Below are 17,087 nucleotides of genomic sequence, written 5' to 3' on the forward strand. Positions count from 1 at the left end.
GGTCTTGTGAGTGCCCACACAGATTGTCTGATTAATTGTTAAAGAGCAGGCTGAATTAAAATTTCATATTCTCGTTCAGCCGGGCTGCGTATACTACGCTTTTCGCCCGCAGAGTCAAGCGCTTATTGCCGCTTTCCCTGCCTGACCTCACAATGTTTATCAGCGTTGTGTCGGTCAGTGGTGGCGCATTATAGGGAGTTCTTTGACGCTGGCAATAATTATTTTGAAAAAAGTTAACGACCGATGATTATTCCATCAAATTTAACTTAAGTTATCAGTTTTTCCAGTTTTGAGAATCCATATTCCTGCAAAACGGGGATTAATGCATCAGTATCAGTATTCACTTTCATACAATAAGCAAGACTATCTGCTGAAGTACAAACAAAATTATTCTGATGTTTAACCAACCAAGCTGTTCTTCGAGCAATAGCGGCACCAGAATCAATTAAGTGTGTGCCATTAGGTAGTATCTGAACTAATTCTTCTGCTAATAGTGGAAAATGAGTACAACCCAATACTACTGTGTCAGGTGGTTCTTTCATTCCGAGCCACGGTTTCAGTATCTTTTTTAAAATGTCGGAAGAGACCTTACCACCATGCAGTTTAGCTTCAGCTAATTCTACCAATTCAGCAGAGCCTATAGATTCAATCCTGCAACCTGTAGCAAACTTTTCGATAAGTTCTTTTGTATAGGAACGATTAACTGTTGCTCTAGTCGCTAATAATCCAACGACACCATTACGAGTTAACTTTGCTGCGGGTTTTATCGCTGGAACCACACCAACAACCGGAAAGCTGAACCGTTTACGCAGGGCTGGCAAACTGACTGTACTTGCCGTGTTACATGCAATAACCACTATTGTCAGAGGGTGTTTTTGCTGAACAGCATCGACAATTCGCACAACTCGTTCAACAATAAATTCTTCCGATTTTTCACCATAAGGAAATGCTTCGTTATCAAAAACATATATATAGTGGAGATCTGGCAATAACTGCCGGATCTCTTGGTAAATAGATAAGCCGCCTACCCCAGAATCAAACACTAAAACTGTCGGGCGTTCGACTTTATTTAAATCAGAAGTTATAGCTCCCAGTGAGGTAGTATTCACGTCCTGGAATGCGATAGCCATAAACTGTCTCATAATCTTTATCAAGCAGGTTGGCTATTCTAGCACGGATTGTCAGATAAGAAGTGATTGGATATGAAACCGTTAAGTCCCAAAAGCTGACGCCACCTAATTTTACACGCTTAGCCGGGAATGTACTGAAATCGTTGTCATAACGCCGTCCTAGATATTGATAAGTTAACCCCCAATCAAAATCATATATCTGCCAGTCAAGTTGATATTTGACTTGCTGCTTCGCACGACGAACTAAAATTTCATTAGTTTCACTATTACGAGGGTCGATATATTGTACCGTCAATTGATGCTGAAATATGCCTGTGTCCACTGAGCCAGTCCACTCAACACCTTTAATTTTTGCTTTACCAATATTGTAGTAACGACTATTTGCATAATCGATCAATTGCTCAATCTCATTGCGATATACAGTCAGACGCCAATTTAACTGGCCTGTGACGCCTTCAATACCACCTTCCCATTGTTTACTTTCTTCTGGTTTCAAATCATGATTACCACCAAAACCATACATCTGGCTAAGCGTCGGAGCCTTAAATGCCGTACCATAAGAAGTGATCAAACGATAATTTTTAATAAACTCCCAACCTAAACTAGCTTGCCATGTAGTATTCCAGCCAGCTTCTGAATGTTTATCCGAACGAATTGCACCTTCTAAAATAAAATCTTTCAGTTGTTGCTGTGCTGTCAGATACATTCCTGTATTACGTACCGTTTCACTCTTCGGAATATAACTGGTTCCAGCTTCTATCGATTGTTTTTGGAAATCCACACCTGTACTGACCATACCCTGATATAGCTGAAACGTATTTCCCCATTGCAGGTTATATTGTTCAGAATCATTAAGGCTAGCAGACTTGTCATAGCGCCCATATTTAGGGTCAAAGTTATAGTCTTTTATATGACTATAACTTGCAACTAATTGGGATGAGTAGATCCCTTGGTTAAATCTGATCCCCATGTCATAGTGGCGGCTATAAAGTTCTCGGGTATCCGGTCTGGCATATGGATAACTCCAATTAATATCCGCATCATAAGATGTTCTATTGCTATAGCCATAAGCTCGAACAAATCCACTGACTTGCTCACTAAATTTTTGATCAACTCCCAACCAAAGCATTTTGCTCATAAAACCGTCACGGTCAGGCTGTCTAAAACCACCGGTATTACCATCAGCAACAACATCGTATCCTTTAGTATAGGTATAGTTAGCTGCCGCTGTCAGGACTGTATTTTCAGCTAATTTTTGTTGAGTTGCACCATCATAAGTCTGATAACCATGTGAGCCGATACCTACATTAAGGTTAGTTCCTAGTTTCTCTCTGGTAGTAATGATATTAATAACACCACCAATAGCATCAGAACCATAAACAGCGGAACGTGGTCCACGGATATATTCAATTTTTTGAACCAATGATACAGGTATCTGGCTTAAATCAGAGGAGCCACTGATACCCGATTGATTCAAACGTATTCCATCCATCAACACCAATACATGACGAGGATGAGTTCCGCGAATAAATAGAGAACTTAACTGCCCAATACCACCATGATGAGCAATATCAACACCGGGTAGACGACGTAAAATATCGGCAACACTATTTGACTGCCAACGCTCAATTTCATCTCGTGTTACAACAGTATAAGGAGCCAGTATGCTTGACACTGGCTGTTTAAAACGACTCGCCGTCACAACCAATGTATCCTGTGACTCCACTATAGCGGAAGCTTGATTCCAACTAGAAATCGCCACGATTGAAACAATAGATAATAAAAACCGATTTTTATTTATCATGAGAAAACATCCCACAATTTATTGTCAGAAGGACACGCTACGATGGAGCGTGAAACTTACTCATAATAGTAAGCATAGACAGGATTGAGTAATAAGAAAACTGGACATCCTTTGCTCTTTCTCTACAATTTCGCACGAAAATTTTTCTTACTACAGATACAGATATAAGAGAACAAACATAATGCAAAATCCCCTGCCAACGGAAAGCTACGAGCAGCAACTGACGGAGAAAGTCAGCCGCTTAAAAAACATGATGGCATCTTTCCAGCCCCCGGAGCCAGAGGTTTTCCGCTCACCACAATCTCATTACAGAATGCGAGCAGAATTTCGAATCTGGCATGAGCAGGATGATTTGTACCATATTATGTTCGATCAACAGACGAAACAGCGTATTCGTCTTGTTCAATTCCCTGTCGCTAGTAAGTTAATCAACAAAATGATGGTAGAATTAATTGACTCCATTAGATCTGAACAGATCTTGCGTCATAAGCTATTTCAAATTGATTATCTGTCCACTTGCAGTAATAAAATCCTTGTTTCTCTGCTTTATCACAAAAAATTGAGTGATGAATGGACACAACAGGCACTAAAACTGCGTGAAGTGTTAAGAAATAAAGGGTTTGACGTTGAGTTAATTGGCAGAGCCGCTAAAACCAAAATCACATTGAATCATGATTATATTGATGAGGTTTTACCTGTTGCAGGCCGAAAAATGATTTATCGCCAGGTGGAAAACAGCTTTACCCAACCAAATGCTAGCATCAATATTCATATGCTTGAATGGGCAATTAATATTACCAAGGATTCAAAAGGTGATTTACTTGAGCTTTATTGCGGTAATGGCAATTTCTCTCTGGCATTAGCTCAAAACTTTGAACGAGTATTGGCAACAGAAATTGCCAAGCCATCCGTTGCTGCCGCTCAATATAATATTGCAGCCAACGGGATTGATAATGTACAAATTATTCGCATGTCAGCTGAGGAATTCACCCAAGCAATGAATGGTGAACGCGAATTTAATCGCCTTCAAGGAATCAATTTAAAAAGCTATCAATGTGAAACTATTTTTGTCGATCCGCCACGTAGCGGCCTTGATGAAAAAACGCTTGAGATGGTCCAGACATATCCACGGATTCTTTATATTTCCTGTAACCCGGAAACCCTTTGTCATAATCTGGAAACATTAACCCAAACGCATCAAATCAGCCATCTGGCTCTATTTGATCAGTTTCCTTATACACACCATATGGAATGTGGCGTACTTCTGGAAAAATCAAACTGATACTTAACGAACATATAAAACAGAAACGCCGGCAGATAGTTATCTCGCCGGCGTTTTTCATCAATTAATGACCATTTTCTGTAATTGCCTGGTTTTTACGAATTTTTACCTTCCTGTAAATCCAGAATACCAATACGGTACCTATTACTGCGGGTAGAAAATTAGAGCCAATTTCAGGGTATTCAACCCGGATAATCGCACTATAACTAAATAATCCTAAGAGAAAACAAGCAACAACTAACTTAGGCATCCCATCTGGCATTGAGTAATTCAAATAGCGCTGATGGATACAATAAATTGACAAAATCAGTGTTATCAATGGGAAGACTGAAAAAGAAACAACTGAACTAAAAACTGCTGAAAACGTTCCATTCGTTGCTAGTCCGACAATAAAAGCGAGTAACAATGTACTTTTATCCTGGCGATATTGTTCCATCATTTCGTTCTCCTCCTTCATAGTTATTTAAGTTTAGGGTTCGGTGGATTCATTTCTTTGCGATACCAATAATATGCACCTTTAGCAATCATCCGTAGCTGCAAGACTAAACGCTCTTCTAAACGCTGTCTTTTCTCCAAATCAATATCCAGCGCTTCTGCACCTGCACTGAATACTATTGTCACCATTGCCTCTGCCTGCACTTCAGTAAAATGCCTCGGCATACAGCTTTCCTGTTCTAAATAGTCTGCCAGCTCAGCAATAAAATGTTGGATTTCCCGTGCGACAGCAGCACGAAATTCAGCAGAGGTCCCTGAACGTTCACGTAATAATAATCGGAATGCATTTGGATTATTACCGATAAATTCCATAAAAGTTGAAACAGACGTGCGGATGACGCTGCCACCTTTAGCAATACGTTGCCGTGCTTGCCTCATTAACTGACGTAACATCAAACCACTTTCATCCACCATAGTCAGCCCAAGCTCATCAACATCGCGGAAATGACGATAAAATGAAGTGGGTGCAATACCTGCTTCGCGGGCGACTTCACGCAAGCTAAGGCTGGTAAAACTCCTTTCGGCACTCAACTGGCTGAAAGCAGCTTCAATCAGTGAACGACGAGTTTTTTCTTTCTGTTTCGCTCTGATGCCGATAACGTTACTCACACGAATCCTGACTCTTTATCTGAACTACATGTTAGGAAATATACCAAATTTTAACGCGTTTGCCGTAATGATGTGCTTATCATGTCATTTATAATGATCAATGTCATTTTCTCAGCACATTTTCTTATTAGATATTAGGATGATAAAGGTGACGACACGTAGTTAGAAAATCATCAAGGAGAGCACCTTTCCTGTGTTAATTCAATTCAGTCGTTAGATAATTATTTATTTTCCAAAAGCTTCATGGTCTTGCGCCAGATTAACGTAACGGGTAAAACTATGTTCAGTTTACCCTACACGATGACATAAAATCCTTATGACGATTGGGTTATTAAGTCAACCAATGTTAATATAGCGTTGTAATTTTGTGTAAAAACAGGTCTTTCCTCATATGCAACATATTCATTTTGACGCCATTGTCATTGGTTCTGGTCCCGGTGGAGAAGGAGCAGCAATGGGATTGGTGAAGCAGGGTAAAAGCGTTGCTGTTATCGAACGCTATAATAATGTTGGCGGTGGTTGTACTCATTGGGGCACCATCCCGTCCAAAGCCCTCCGCCACGCCGTCAGCCGTATTATCGAATTTAACCAAAACCCTCTGTACAGTGATAATTCCCGCATTCTTCGCTCTTCATTTGCTGAAATCTTACGTCGTGCTGAAATGGTGATTAATCAGCAAACTAGAATGCGTCAAGGATTTTACGAACGTAATGGGTGTCGTATGTTTTCCGGGGAAGCCACATTCATCGATGATCACCGGGTGAGTGTGCGCTATGCCGACGATAACTACGATATTTTAAGCGCAGATAAAATTATTATCGCAACCGGTTCTCGCCCATATTGTCCACCAGATGTTGATTTCACCCATTCCCGTATTTATAACAGCGATTCCATTCTGAAACTGGATCATGAACCACGGCATGTCATTATTTATGGCGCCGGAGTGATTGGTTGCGAATATGCTTCAATTTTCCGTGGATTAGGCGTAAAAGTTGATTTGATCAACACGCGTAATCACTTATTGGCTTTCCTTGATCAAGAGATGTCAGACGCACTTTCTTACCATTTCTGGAATAGCGGTATAGTTATCCGCCACAATGAAGAATATTCTAAAATTGAAGGTGTCGATGATGGCGTTATCGTTCATCTCAAATCCGGTAAAAAAGTCAAAGCTGACTGCCTGCTTTATGCTAATGGTCGAACAGGTAATACCGATACTTTAGGGTTGAAAAACGTTGGTCTGGAAGCAGATAGCCGCGGCTTACTGAAAGTTAATAAGATCTATCAAACCAGCAATGAAAACATCTACGCTGTAGGAGATGTTATCGGCTATCCAAGCCTAGCCTCTGCTGCTTATGATCAAGGCCGAATTGCCGCCCAAGCGATGGCGAAAGGAAACGCCGAAGTTCATCTGATTGAAGATATTCCAACAGGTATCTATACCATTCCTGAAATCAGCTCTGTAGGTAAAACCGAACAACAATTGACAGCAATGAAAGTGCCTTATGAAGTTGGGCGTGCACAATTTAAACATCTTGCACGCGCACAAATCGCAGGGATGAACGTAGGAAGCCTGAAGATACTGTTCCATAGAGAAACAAAAGAGATTCTTGGTATTCATTGTTTCGGAGAACGTGCGGCTGAAATCATTCATATCGGCCAGGCGATTATGGAACAGAAAGGTGAAAGTAATACCATCGAATATTTCGTCAATACTACTTTCAATTATCCGACTATGGCTGAAGCTTATCGTGTCGCAGCTCTAAATGGCCTGAACCGACTATTTTGATTGCCCATAATAAGCGCCCATTTTAGCTCTAATAGCCTCTGCCAGTTGCTCATAGCGGCCACGCAGAGGTGAACCAGGGCGATAAATCAAAATAACCGATCGCTTAGGTTCAGGGTTGCTACACTCAAGATAACAGACACCATCACGTTTTTTCTCCTGTGGCACTGCCAGATCAGGTAATAAGGTTATTCCACTACCGGCAGCCACCATATTACGCAGAGTTTCCAAACTAGTTGCGCGAAAATGGGTATCTTCCTTTGCGCCAGCCTGAAAACAGAATCCCATAGCCTGATCTCGCAAGCAATGACCATCTTCTAGCATCAGTAATTTTTCACCTGCTAATTCATCCATAGCAATTTTTTCTCGCTCTGCCCAAGGATGACCGTCATAGATAGCGAGTTTCATGGGTTCTTCAAACAATGGCACTTCAATGAAGGCTCTTGTCTCCTTAACCATTGCCAGAATCGCACAGTCCAATTTGCCACTATCCAACTGGGCTAGCAGACTTTGCGTCTGGGCTTCATACAGATACATTTCCAACTTAGGAAACAAGCTATGAAGCCCAGGAATAATATGAGGCAACAGATATGGCCCAATCGTAGGAATCAAACCAATATGCAGAGGACCAGACATGTTTTCCCCTTGAAGTGACGCCATCTCCTGCAAAATTCTAACCTCACGGAGAACCGTTCTGGCCTGTTCTACTAATAGCATCCCTTGTTGAGTGAACAAAACTTTACGGCTGGTGCGTTCCAATAACATTACACCCAGATCATCCTCAAGCTTACGAATTTGCCCGCTCAATGTGGGCTGGCTGACATGGCAAGAATCCGCAGCATGGCGAAAGTGCCGATGCTCCGCAAGCGCCACAAGATATTCCAGATCGCGGATATTCATTCCCACCTCAACATATTTAATATAAATGATAGAAACTACCAATAGATAATTATATCAATGTGAGGAAAAGGCTATCAGATAATCATTAAAAACTTATATATAAAGATCGCATTTATTTTACAGGGGATAGATTAATCCCCTCTGTTGATAATGACTAACTTAATTTTAGCCTCTGTTTAGCCTCTGCAATCGCTTTCATGACCTGTTTTTGCGATACGCCACCCCTTGCAAGGCGTTTGTCCAGACAAGATTGCAGAGACAAAATATCATATACATCTTCAGTAATTGCCCTGCTGAACTTCTGCAACTCTGCCAATGACAACGCTTCCAGAGCCTTACCCTGGGCAAGCGCCATAATCACAATTTCCCCAACAATATGGTGAGCCTCTCGGAATGGAACACCTTTTGCAACCAAATAATCAGCTAATTCGGTCGCGTTAGCATAACCCTGTTTAGCTGCTTCCGCACAACGTGAACGCCTGACCTGAATACCATCTAACACCAACGCGGACATATGCAAACAGTCTAGCCAAGTGTCCAGCGCATCAAACAACCCTTCTTTATCCTCCTGCATGTCTTTATTATAGGCCAACGGCAGACCTTTTAAGGTTATCATCATGCCGGTCAATGCCCCCTGCACCCGGCCACATTTCCCACGAATTAACTCCAGCGCATCCGGGTTTTTTTTCTGTGGCATCAGAGAAGAACCGGAAGTGACTCGATCTGACAGTTCAATAAACCCTGCTTCACCGCTATTAAAGAAAATGAGGTCTTCCGCAAAACGGGAAAGATGGATCATACTGATGCTGGCATTAGATAGCAGTTCCAATACATGGTCACGATCTGAAACGCTATCCAAGCTGTTACGCGTCGCTGAAGCAAAACCTAGCCATGATGCTAGTTGTTCGCGGTCAATATCATAAGCGGTTCCAGCCAATGCGCCACACCCAAGCGGGCTGGTATCCAGCCGTTTTAAAGTATCCTGTAACCGACTTTCATCACGGACCAACATTTCTACATATGCCAAGCACCAGTGAGCAAATGTAATAGGCTGCGCTCTTTGCAAATGGGTATAGCCCGGCATCACTGCATCCTGATTATTCTCCGCAGTAATCACCAATGCCTGCTGTAGCTCCACAATTGCCTGATGGAGATGTGAAATGTATTCTTTACACCACAGTTTAAGATCTGTTGCCACCTGATCGTTACGGCTACGGCCAGTATGGAGCTTCTTACCTAGATCGCCAACTTTACTGATTAGCTGCCCCTCTACCCAACTATGGATATCTTCTGCATCACTTTGCAAGATGACTTGTGAATTAGCCTGAACCTCATTCAGCAATTCATTTAATGCCAACTCCAGTTTTTGTTGTTCCTCAACGGTCAACACACCAACCGTTACCAGCGCCTTCGACCATGCAACTGAACCGGTAATATCCTGTTCCGCCAACCGATAATCAAAGCGAAGTGAATCGTTAAATTGTTTGAACCGTTGATCTGCTTTCTGACTGAAACGCCCGCCCCAGAGTGCCATATTTTCGTTCCTGATTATCTGATGTCTGAGTGATTGATGACCCTTCATAAACAGCAATTTCATTTGCAATATGGAGATAATAGACAAGAGAAATCAAATACAAGGATGAATTTACGATCTGGTCATTATCTCCATAACTACGAACAATGAAATTACTCTTTACTATTTAACGCCCGAATACGCGAAGAGAGAGAATACAGACGGATAAATCCTGCTGCATGGCTGTGATCGTAAACCTCATCTTCACCAAACGTTGCAAACGCTTCAGAATAAAGGCTATTTGTTGATCTCTTCTGGATCGCTGTCACCTGGCCTTTATAGAGTTTGAGCACGACTTCACCGCTGACATCCGCAGCCAGTATCTCAGCGGCTGCCTGAATAGACTGACGTAACGGGGCAAACCAGCGTCCGTCATAAACGACATAAGACATTTCCAGGCCAAGCTGCTGACGCCATTTAAAGCTATCGCGGTCCAGAACCAGTTGCTCAACACCACGCAACGCGGCCATCATAATGGTTCCTCCCGGTGTTTCGTAACAACCACGAGATTTCATTCCCACCAGCCGGTTTTCCACGATATCGATCCGACCGATACCATGTTTTGCTCCCAGAACATTCAGCACTTCAAGGCACTGATATGGCGACATCACCTTGCCGTTAACCCCAACAACCTCGCCTTGCTCAATGGTGACACTGACCAATTCAGCTTCATCTGGCGCCTCTTCTAGGGAGGCTGTCCACACCCAACAATCTTTATTGGATGCATTCCAAGTGCTTTCGAGTACACCGCCTTCGGTAGAGATATGCCACGCATTCTCATCACGGCTGTAAATTTTCTCCAATGTTGCAGTAGTTGGAATATCCCGCGCTTTCAGATAATCCAACAACGCTTCACGGGAACGCAAATCCCATTCTCTCCACGGCGCGACAACTTTTAGCTGAGGCGCTAATGCGGTATAAGTGCTTTCAAACCGAACCTGATCGTTACCCTTACCTGTTGCACCATGAGCAAGTGCATCTGCCCCTACTTTCAGTGCCAATTCAACCTGTGCTTTAGCAATAATTGGTCGTGCCATTGAAGTTCCCAACAAATAGCTACCTTCATACAGAGCACCGGTTTTCAGTACCGGATAAACATAATCTTTAATGAATTCCTCACGTAGATCCACAACGTGACATTCTGATGCTCCAGATCGTAAAGCTTTCTGCTCTATTCCCTCCAGATCTTCACGGCTTTGCCCCACATCGGCGACAAACGCAACAACTTCACAATTGTCATAATGCTCTTTCAGCCAAGGAATAATGGCAGAAGTATCCAGACCACCAGAATAGGCAAGAACGATCTTTTTAATATCTTTAGTATGCATGAAGTTACCCTTTAAAATTCCGTTGTTATTTATCAGCAAAACTTTGCCGAAAATTAATCAAACTTAATTTAAGCCAGAATACGAGTACCGACGGGAACACCGTTAAACAAGTCGGTTAGTTGATCTGCATGACGCCAACTAGCAATATCTACCGGGCGACCTAATGTCCTAGCTGCATCTAGAGCTGCATCCACCTTCACAATCATGCCGTCAGTAATGATGCCATGTGCAATAAGTTGTTCTGCTTTCTCCGCATTTATGTCAGGGATTTTCTGGCCTTTACCATCCAAAATACCGCTAACATCAGAGAGCAATACCAAATCAGCGCCTAGTGTCTGAGCTATCGCTGTTGCCGCCTGATCAGCATTCACATTCATCAACTCTCCTTTATCTGTTACCCCAATCGAGCTGATAATGGGTATGTAACCTGCATCCAGTAGTGTTTTCAGCAACTTAGCATCGCCCGGCATCGCTTTCCCCACATGCCCCAACTCTTCATCCAGTTGGGAAACCCTGACCACATTACCATCTCCTAAATATAATCCAACTGATGCAAGTTGATATTTAGTCGCCCACGACAACAAGGTTTTATTGGCTATACCCGCTAATGCTCCTGTGATAATCCCAATTTGATCAGCGGGTGTTACCCGCAATCCTTGTTTCTTCTCTATCGGTAGCTGCAACTTCTGCATCAACTCATCCACCAGGCAGCCACCACCATGAACAATAACCAACTGGCGTTCGTGTGTTTGCCGATATTCCTGCAATGTAGTAAACAAGCGTTCCAATGCTTCTTCATTGTCCAGTAACACGCCACCTAGCTTTATGACTAAAGGTTCCATCTGCTCTACTCCTTCACGTCAATAATTAAAGTAATGCCTGAGTTTCTTCAAACCCAAAACGTATATTCATACACTGAACCGCCTGAGCTGCCGCGCCTTTCAAAAGGTTATCCTCCGTACCTACAACAATCAGGTGGTCCCCCTGTACAACAAAACCGATATCACAGAACGGCAACCCAACAACGGATTTCAATGCCGGCACTCCTTTGCTGTAGAGCCTCACCAATGGTTTATCTTTGTATGCTTGCTGATAAACTTCATTTATCTGTTCTGCGGTAACACCCGGCTTCAATTTACAGGTAATTGTGGCAAGAATACCCCGTGAGAAATTGCCAAGATGTGGAGTAAAAATCACTCTGGTTCCCAGATGTTCCTCAATTTCCGGTTGATGGCGATGGGTAAATATTCCATAAGGTTGTAAACTGATTTCGCAGAAACTGTTGGTCATACTGGCTTTCCGACCTGCACCACTCACGCCACTGATAGCATTAATCACTGGCCGATGGCTGGTATCTAGCAAATTATTTTCCAACAGTGGCTTCAGAGAGAGTTGAGAAACTGTTGGGTAACATCCCGGTACAGCAACCAATTGAGCCTGTTTGATCTTTTCAGCCTGCCATTCGGCAAGTCCATATACTGCTTGTGATAACCATTCAGTATGCTTATGTTTGAATCCGTAGTATTGTTGATAAATCTGAGCGTTTTGTACGCGATAGGCACCGGAAAGATCGAATACCGTGCAACCTGCCGCCAGAAATAGCGGCACAATGTCATGACTGACTTCATGGGCGGTAGCGAGGAAAACCACATCAATCCCTTTGGCAACGTTAATAATATCTGTCATTGGTTGCAGCGGTAGATCAACAATGCCTTTATACTGTGGATGTAAGTCTGAGAAGCATTTATCTGCATCAACGCTCTGAGCAGAAACCATGAGTCTAATCAGATTCGTATATGGATGACGATGCAGATATGCTGCCAGTTCTGCTCCAGTGTAACCACTTGCACCAACAACCAGCGTATTCAACATAGGATATCTTACCTTGTGCTCAGTATTTAAACAGGATAATGTATTTTTATTCAAAAAAAATGCATGAATATTGATACTATCATGAATAAAGGCTGTCAACAGTGAATATTAAATTACCTCCATTTATTGAGTTATTTCGGCAACTAATCGCGACGCCATCTATCAGCGCCACCGATGCTAGTATTGACCAGAGTAATGAATCTCTTATCAACCTATTGGCAAGTTGGTTAAAGGAAATTGGTTTCGAGATTGAGATACAACCCGTCCCCGAAGCCCACAGAAAATACAATCTACTGGCGACGCTGGGGAGTGGCCCAGGTGGATTACTCTTATGTGGACACACTGATACTGTCCCCTTTGATGAAGGGCTCTGGACTAAAAATCCCTTTACCCTGACAGAACGAGATAACAAACTCTACGGTTTAGGTACAGCAGATATGAAAGGCTTTTTCGCCTTTATTATTGATGCGTTGCGGGACATTGATGTCAGTAAAATAACCCATCCGCTGTACATCCTGGCAACCGCAGATGAAGAGACAACAATGGCGGGAGCTCGCTATTTTGCCGCAAGTACTACTCTCCGACCAGATTTCGCTATTATCGGCGAACCAACTTCATTGCATCCCATCTGCGCACATAAAGGGCATTTATCAAATGCTATCCGCATTGTTGGCCAATCCGGGCATTCCAGTGATCCAGACCGTGGTATAAACGCCATTGATTTGATGCACGAATCTACTGGTCACTTGATTGAACTACGCAATACGCTAAAAGAGCGTTATAACAACCCGGCATTTGCTATTCCATATCCAACTATGAATTTCGGCTATATTCACGGAGGTGACGCAGTAAACCGTATTTGTGCCCATTGTGAATTGCATATGGATATTCGCCCATTACCAGGACTAACGTTACAGGATCTAAACGGGCTGCTAAATGAAGCACTGGAACCAGTGAAGCAACGTTGGCCTGGCCGCTTAACTATCGATGAATTACATGCCCCCATTCCTGGTTATGCATGTCCAACCGATCACAAGATGGTTGATGTGATAGAGAAACTGCTAGGCCGCAAGGCTGAAACGGTCAACTACTGTACCGAAGCTCCATTCATTCAGGAATTATGCCCAACATTAGTCCTTGGCCCAGGTTCTATTGAACAGGCACATCAACCGAATGAGTTCATTGATATGTCATTTATTGAACCCACCAGAAAGATAATTTCCCAGTTAATAGATCATTTTTGTCTAAGCAATAGTTAATCTTTTCATTCGTCCCCCAGAAATCAAGGGGGACTCAAACATCATAACAAACCACAAAAGTACCTTCCCCAAGCCTTATGCGTATAAGTAATACTTATGGAACGTAACCTGCCATTAAATTTTAGAAATTTCGCCAAAACTGATGATTTTCTGATATGAATATGAAAGTTTAGGGTAAATGCAACACTGTGGCGACACAAAAAAACAACTTTCCATCACTTAAATGAAATTTTTCTACAGGAACAGAATCAACATTCTGCCAGCAATAAAGGCTAAGAGTCATATGAACCAACAATATTCCGCAATGCGTAGTAATGTCAGCATGCTAGGTAAGCTGCTCGGAGACACAATCAAAGAAGCATTAGGAGAAGATATTCTCGATAAAGTCGAGACTATCCGCAAATTATCCAAATCATCCCGCGCTGGCAATGAAACACATCGCCAACAACTATTATCTACCTTGCAAAACCTATCTAATGATGAATTATTGCCAGTTGCCCGCGCTTTCAATCAATTTCTCAACCTGACAAACGTCGCCGAACAGTATCACAGTATCTCCCCACATGGTGAAGCCGCCAGTAACCCCGTTGCATTAGCAAAATTATTCACCCGCTTAAAAGAAGAAAATTTCAGTAACGACGATCTAAAAAAAGCAGTGAATGAGCTGTCTATTGAACTGGTTCTCACCGCTCACCCCACTGAAATCGCTCGTCGTACATTGATTCACAAATTGGTAGCAGTTAACACCTGTCTATCGCAACTCGATCACGATGATCTGGCAGATTATGAGCGTAACAACATTATGCGCCGTCTGCGTCAGTTAGTTGCCCAGTCATGGCATACCGATGAAATCCGCAAAATCCGTCCGACCCCAATTGATGAAGCTAAATGGGGGTTTGCTATGGTGGAAAACAGCTTATGGGAAGGTGTGCCGGCATTCCTGCGTGAATTTAATGAACAACTGGAAGAGTCCATCGATTACAGCCTGCCGGTCGAAGCGGTGCCCATCCGTTTTACTTCCTGGATGGGCGGAGACCGAGACGGTAATCCAAATGTAACGGCTGAAGTGACTCGTCATGTATTACTGCTTAGTCGCTGGAAAGCAGCCGATCTATTCCTGAAAGATATTCAAGTTCTGGTTTCTGAACTATCCATGTCTGAATGTACACCAGAAGTTCGTAAACTAGCAGGCGGTGATGAAATTCTGGAACCTTATCGAGAAATTGCTAAAAAATTGCGGGCACAACTCAGCAACACATTGACCTATTTGGAGAAACAACTGAAAGGGGAGCAAGTTCTGCCACCAACTGATCTGCTGATGGATAATGAACAGCTCTGGCAGCCACTTTACGCCTGTTATCAATCACTAAAAACTTGCGGGATGGAAATTATTGCCAATGGTCAACTATTAGATATCTTACGCCGTATCCGCTGCTTTGGCCTGTCGCTGGTACGTATTGATGTACGCCAAGAAAGTACCCGCCATACAACCGCCATTTCTGAATTAACGCAATATCTGGAATTAGGTAACTACGCCAGTTGGTCAGAAGAAGAAAAACAGGCTTTCCTACTGCATGAACTACATTCAAAACGTCCATTGATCCCACATAACTGGCAACCAAGCGCTGAAACGCAAGAAGTTTTCACAACCTGTAAAGTCATTGCAGAGTCACCGCAAGACGCTATCGCCGCTTACGTTATCTCAATGGCTAAAGTACCTTCTGATGTATTAGCGGTTCACTTACTACTGAAAGAAGCGGGTTGTCCGTTCACCTTACCCGTTGCCCCGCTATTCGAAACCCTTGATGACCTGAATAATGCTGAAAATGTCATTCAGCAATTAATGAATATTAAATGGTATCGCACTCTGATTCAGGACAAACAGATGGTGATGATTGGCTACTCTGACTCGGCAAAAGATGCCGGAGTGATGGCTGCGGGATGGGCGCAATACCGCGCACAAGATGCACTAATCAAAGCTTGTGAAAAAGAAGGCGTCACGCTGACCTTGTTCCACGGTCGCGGCGGTACTATCGGCCGTGGCGGCGCACCAGCACATGCTGCTCTGCTTTCACAACCACCGGGAAGTCTGAAAGGTGGTCTGCGCGTGACTGAGCAGGGTGAAATGATCCGCTTTAAATTCGGTCTGCCACAGGTCACTATCAGTAGCTTAGCCTTGTATACCAGTGCAATTCTGGAAGCAAACCTACTACCACCGCCGGAGCCTAAACTGGAATGGCATCAGGTGATGGATACCCTGTCTGATGCCTCCTGCAAGATGTATCGCGATTATGTACGTGAACAACCCGATTTTGTACCTTATTTCCGCGCTGCAACACCAGAACAGGAATTAGCTAAACTGCCTTTAGGTTCTCGTCCAGCCAAACGCCATCCAGCGGGTGGAGTGGAAAGTTTACGCGCTATCCCGTGGATTTTCGCCTGGACACAAAATCGTCTAATGTTGCCAGCCTGGTTAGGTGCAGGCGCTGCGCTACAAAAAGTTATCAATGATGGGAAACAGGATTTACTAGCAGAAATGTGCCGTGATTGGCCTTTCTTTACCACTCGCATTGGGATGTTAGAAATGGTTTTCGCTAAAGCCGACTTGTGGCTGGCGGAATATTATGACCATCGTCTAGTAGATAAGAACTTATGGCCGTTAGGCCAGAAACTACGCGAGCAACTTTCCGCAGATATTAAGACGGTATTAACCATTTCTAAAGATGAACACCTGATGGCAGATCTACCGTGGATCGCAGAATCAATCGCCCTACGTAATGTTTACACTGATCCACTAAACGTCTTACAGGCAGAACTATTACTGCGTTCCCGTCAGCAGCAACATCCCGATCCTCAGGTTGAACAAGCGTTGATGGTAACAATTGCCGGTATCGCAGCAGGAATGCGAAATACAGGTTAATTGCTGTCAAGAGGAGACAACCTCCGCGCGATTATAGTGATATTATTGAGCACAGTACTGGAATCTTTCCCAAACAACCCAGCACAAAATGTGCTCAATAGACAACGAAAAAGAGGTTATCTCCCACCA

The 17,087-nt window shown here is 43.1% G+C and carries 13 protein-coding genes; 4 read left to right on the top strand and 9 right to left on the bottom strand.

What is annotated here, in order from left to right:
• Positions 1 to 266: 266 nt before the first annotated feature.
• Together murI and btuB are read right to left on the bottom strand one after the other, a co-directional pair.
• The gene (murI, locus tag EAE90_RS05890; protein WP_214052710.1) at positions 267 to 1,130 is read right to left on the bottom strand and encodes a glutamate racemase; all 864 of its coding nucleotides are present in this window, start codon (positions 1,128 to 1,130) and stop codon (positions 267 to 269) included.
• Positions 1,075 to 2,934 (bottom strand): TonB-dependent vitamin B12 receptor BtuB, encoded by a 1,860-nt coding sequence (gene btuB / locus EAE90_RS05895; RefSeq protein WP_214052711.1) that lies wholly within the window; start codon positions 2,932 to 2,934, stop codon positions 1,075 to 1,077. The genes murI and btuB overlap by 56 nt, the downstream gene beginning before the upstream one ends.
• 181 nt (positions 2,935 to 3,115) lie before the next feature.
• Here btuB and trmA point away from each other — a divergent pair, with 181 nt between their 5' ends.
• Entirely contained in the window at positions 3,116 to 4,216 is a 1,101-nt protein-coding gene (gene trmA / locus EAE90_RS05900; protein WP_214052712.1) for a tRNA (uridine(54)-C5)-methyltransferase TrmA, read from the top strand.
• A gap of 64 nt (positions 4,217 to 4,280) precedes the next feature.
• Here the strand turns inward: trmA and EAE90_RS05905 are convergent, their stop codons facing one another.
• Both EAE90_RS05905 and fabR read right to left on the bottom strand, forming a co-directional pair.
• Complete coding sequence (locus tag EAE90_RS05905; protein ID WP_214052855.1) at positions 4,281 to 4,652, bottom strand: YijD family membrane protein; 372 nt, start codon at positions 4,650 to 4,652, stop codon at positions 4,281 to 4,283.
• A gap of 23 nt (positions 4,653 to 4,675) precedes the next feature.
• On the bottom strand, positions 4,676 to 5,320 hold the full coding sequence (fabR, locus tag EAE90_RS05910; RefSeq protein ID WP_049584869.1) for an HTH-type transcriptional repressor FabR: 645 nt from the start codon (positions 5,318 to 5,320) through the stop codon (positions 4,676 to 4,678).
• 391 nt (positions 5,321 to 5,711) lie between these two features.
• On the opposite strand from fabR, the gene sthA reads away from it, so the two are divergent.
• Positions 5,712 to 7,109 carry a Si-specific NAD(P)(+) transhydrogenase gene (sthA, locus tag EAE90_RS05915; protein WP_036782578.1) on the top strand — a complete coding sequence of 466 codons (1,398 nt, stop codon included), beginning with the start codon at positions 5,712 to 5,714 and terminating at the stop codon, positions 7,107 to 7,109.
• Here sthA and oxyR read toward each other — a convergent pair.
• From oxyR to argC, 5 genes are all read right to left on the bottom strand, one after another.
• Positions 7,101 to 8,006, bottom strand: a complete 906-nt coding sequence (oxyR, locus tag EAE90_RS05920; protein ID WP_214052713.1) for a DNA-binding transcriptional regulator OxyR — start codon at positions 8,004 to 8,006, stop codon at positions 7,101 to 7,103. The two genes, sthA and oxyR, sit on opposite strands and share 9 nt — an antisense overlap.
• 154 nt (positions 8,007 to 8,160) lie before the next feature.
• Positions 8,161 to 9,540, bottom strand: a complete 1,380-nt coding sequence (gene argH / locus EAE90_RS05925) for an argininosuccinate lyase (RefSeq protein WP_214052714.1) — start codon at positions 9,538 to 9,540, stop codon at positions 8,161 to 8,163.
• 152 nt (positions 9,541 to 9,692) lie between these two features.
• Complete coding sequence (locus EAE90_RS05930; RefSeq protein ID WP_214052715.1) at positions 9,693 to 10,907, bottom strand: argininosuccinate synthase; 1,215 nt, start codon at positions 10,905 to 10,907, stop codon at positions 9,693 to 9,695.
• Positions 10,908 to 10,975: 68 nt separating this feature from the next.
• On the bottom strand, positions 10,976 to 11,749 hold the full coding sequence (argB, locus tag EAE90_RS05935; RefSeq protein ID WP_214052716.1) for an acetylglutamate kinase: 774 nt from the start codon (positions 11,747 to 11,749) through the stop codon (positions 10,976 to 10,978).
• A gap of 25 nt (positions 11,750 to 11,774) precedes the next feature.
• Positions 11,775 to 12,779 carry an N-acetyl-gamma-glutamyl-phosphate reductase gene (argC, locus tag EAE90_RS05940; protein WP_214052717.1) on the bottom strand — a complete coding sequence of 335 codons (1,005 nt, stop codon included), beginning with the start codon at positions 12,777 to 12,779 and terminating at the stop codon, positions 11,775 to 11,777.
• 101 nt (positions 12,780 to 12,880) lie between these two features.
• Here argC and argE point away from each other — a divergent pair, with 101 nt between their 5' ends.
• Entirely contained in the window at positions 12,881 to 14,038 is a 1,158-nt protein-coding gene (gene argE, locus EAE90_RS05945; RefSeq protein ID WP_214052718.1) for an acetylornithine deacetylase, read from the top strand.
• 283 nt (positions 14,039 to 14,321) lie between these two features.
• Positions 14,322 to 16,958: a phosphoenolpyruvate carboxylase gene (ppc, locus tag EAE90_RS05950; protein ID WP_214052719.1), complete on the top strand. Its 2,637-nt coding sequence runs from the start codon at positions 14,322 to 14,324 to the stop codon at positions 16,956 to 16,958.
• The last annotated feature ends 129 nt before the right edge of the window (positions 16,959 to 17,087 follow it).

The organism is Photorhabdus caribbeanensis, from assembly GCF_018448885.1.
In the GTDB taxonomy this organism is placed as follows: domain Bacteria; phylum Pseudomonadota; class Gammaproteobacteria; order Enterobacterales; family Enterobacteriaceae; genus Photorhabdus; species Photorhabdus caribbeanensis.

What these genes read in the sequence shown, in the direction of transcription:
- trmA (WP_214052712.1), top strand. Translation starts at nt 3,116, where the DNA reads ATGCAAAATCCCCTGCCAACGGAAAGCTACGAGCAGCAACTGACGGAG.
- btuB (WP_214052711.1), bottom strand. Translation starts at nt 2,934, where the DNA reads ATGATAAATAAAAATCGGTTTTTATTATCTATTGTTTCAATCGTGGCG.
- sthA (WP_036782578.1), top strand. Translation starts at nt 5,712, where the DNA reads ATGCAACATATTCATTTTGACGCCATTGTCATTGGTTCTGGTCCCGGT.
- murI (WP_214052710.1), bottom strand. Translation starts at nt 1,130, where the DNA reads ATGGCTATCGCATTCCAGGACGTGAATACTACCTCACTGGGAGCTATA.
- EAE90_RS05930 (WP_214052715.1), bottom strand. Translation starts at nt 10,907, where the DNA reads ATGCATACTAAAGATATTAAAAAGATCGTTCTTGCCTATTCTGGTGGT.
- oxyR (WP_214052713.1), bottom strand. Translation starts at nt 8,006, where the DNA reads ATGAATATCCGCGATCTGGAATATCTTGTGGCGCTTGCGGAGCATCGG.
- argH (WP_214052714.1), bottom strand. Translation starts at nt 9,540, where the DNA reads ATGGCACTCTGGGGCGGGCGTTTCAGTCAGAAAGCAGATCAACGGTTC.
- ppc (WP_214052719.1), top strand. Translation starts at nt 14,322, where the DNA reads ATGAACCAACAATATTCCGCAATGCGTAGTAATGTCAGCATGCTAGGT.
- EAE90_RS05905 (WP_214052855.1), bottom strand. Translation starts at nt 4,652, where the DNA reads ATGGAACAATATCGCCAGGATAAAAGTACATTGTTACTCGCTTTTATT.
- argC (WP_214052717.1), bottom strand. Translation starts at nt 12,779, where the DNA reads ATGTTGAATACGCTGGTTGTTGGTGCAAGTGGTTACACTGGAGCAGAA.
- argB (WP_214052716.1), bottom strand. Translation starts at nt 11,749, where the DNA reads ATGGAACCTTTAGTCATAAAGCTAGGTGGCGTGTTACTGGACAATGAA.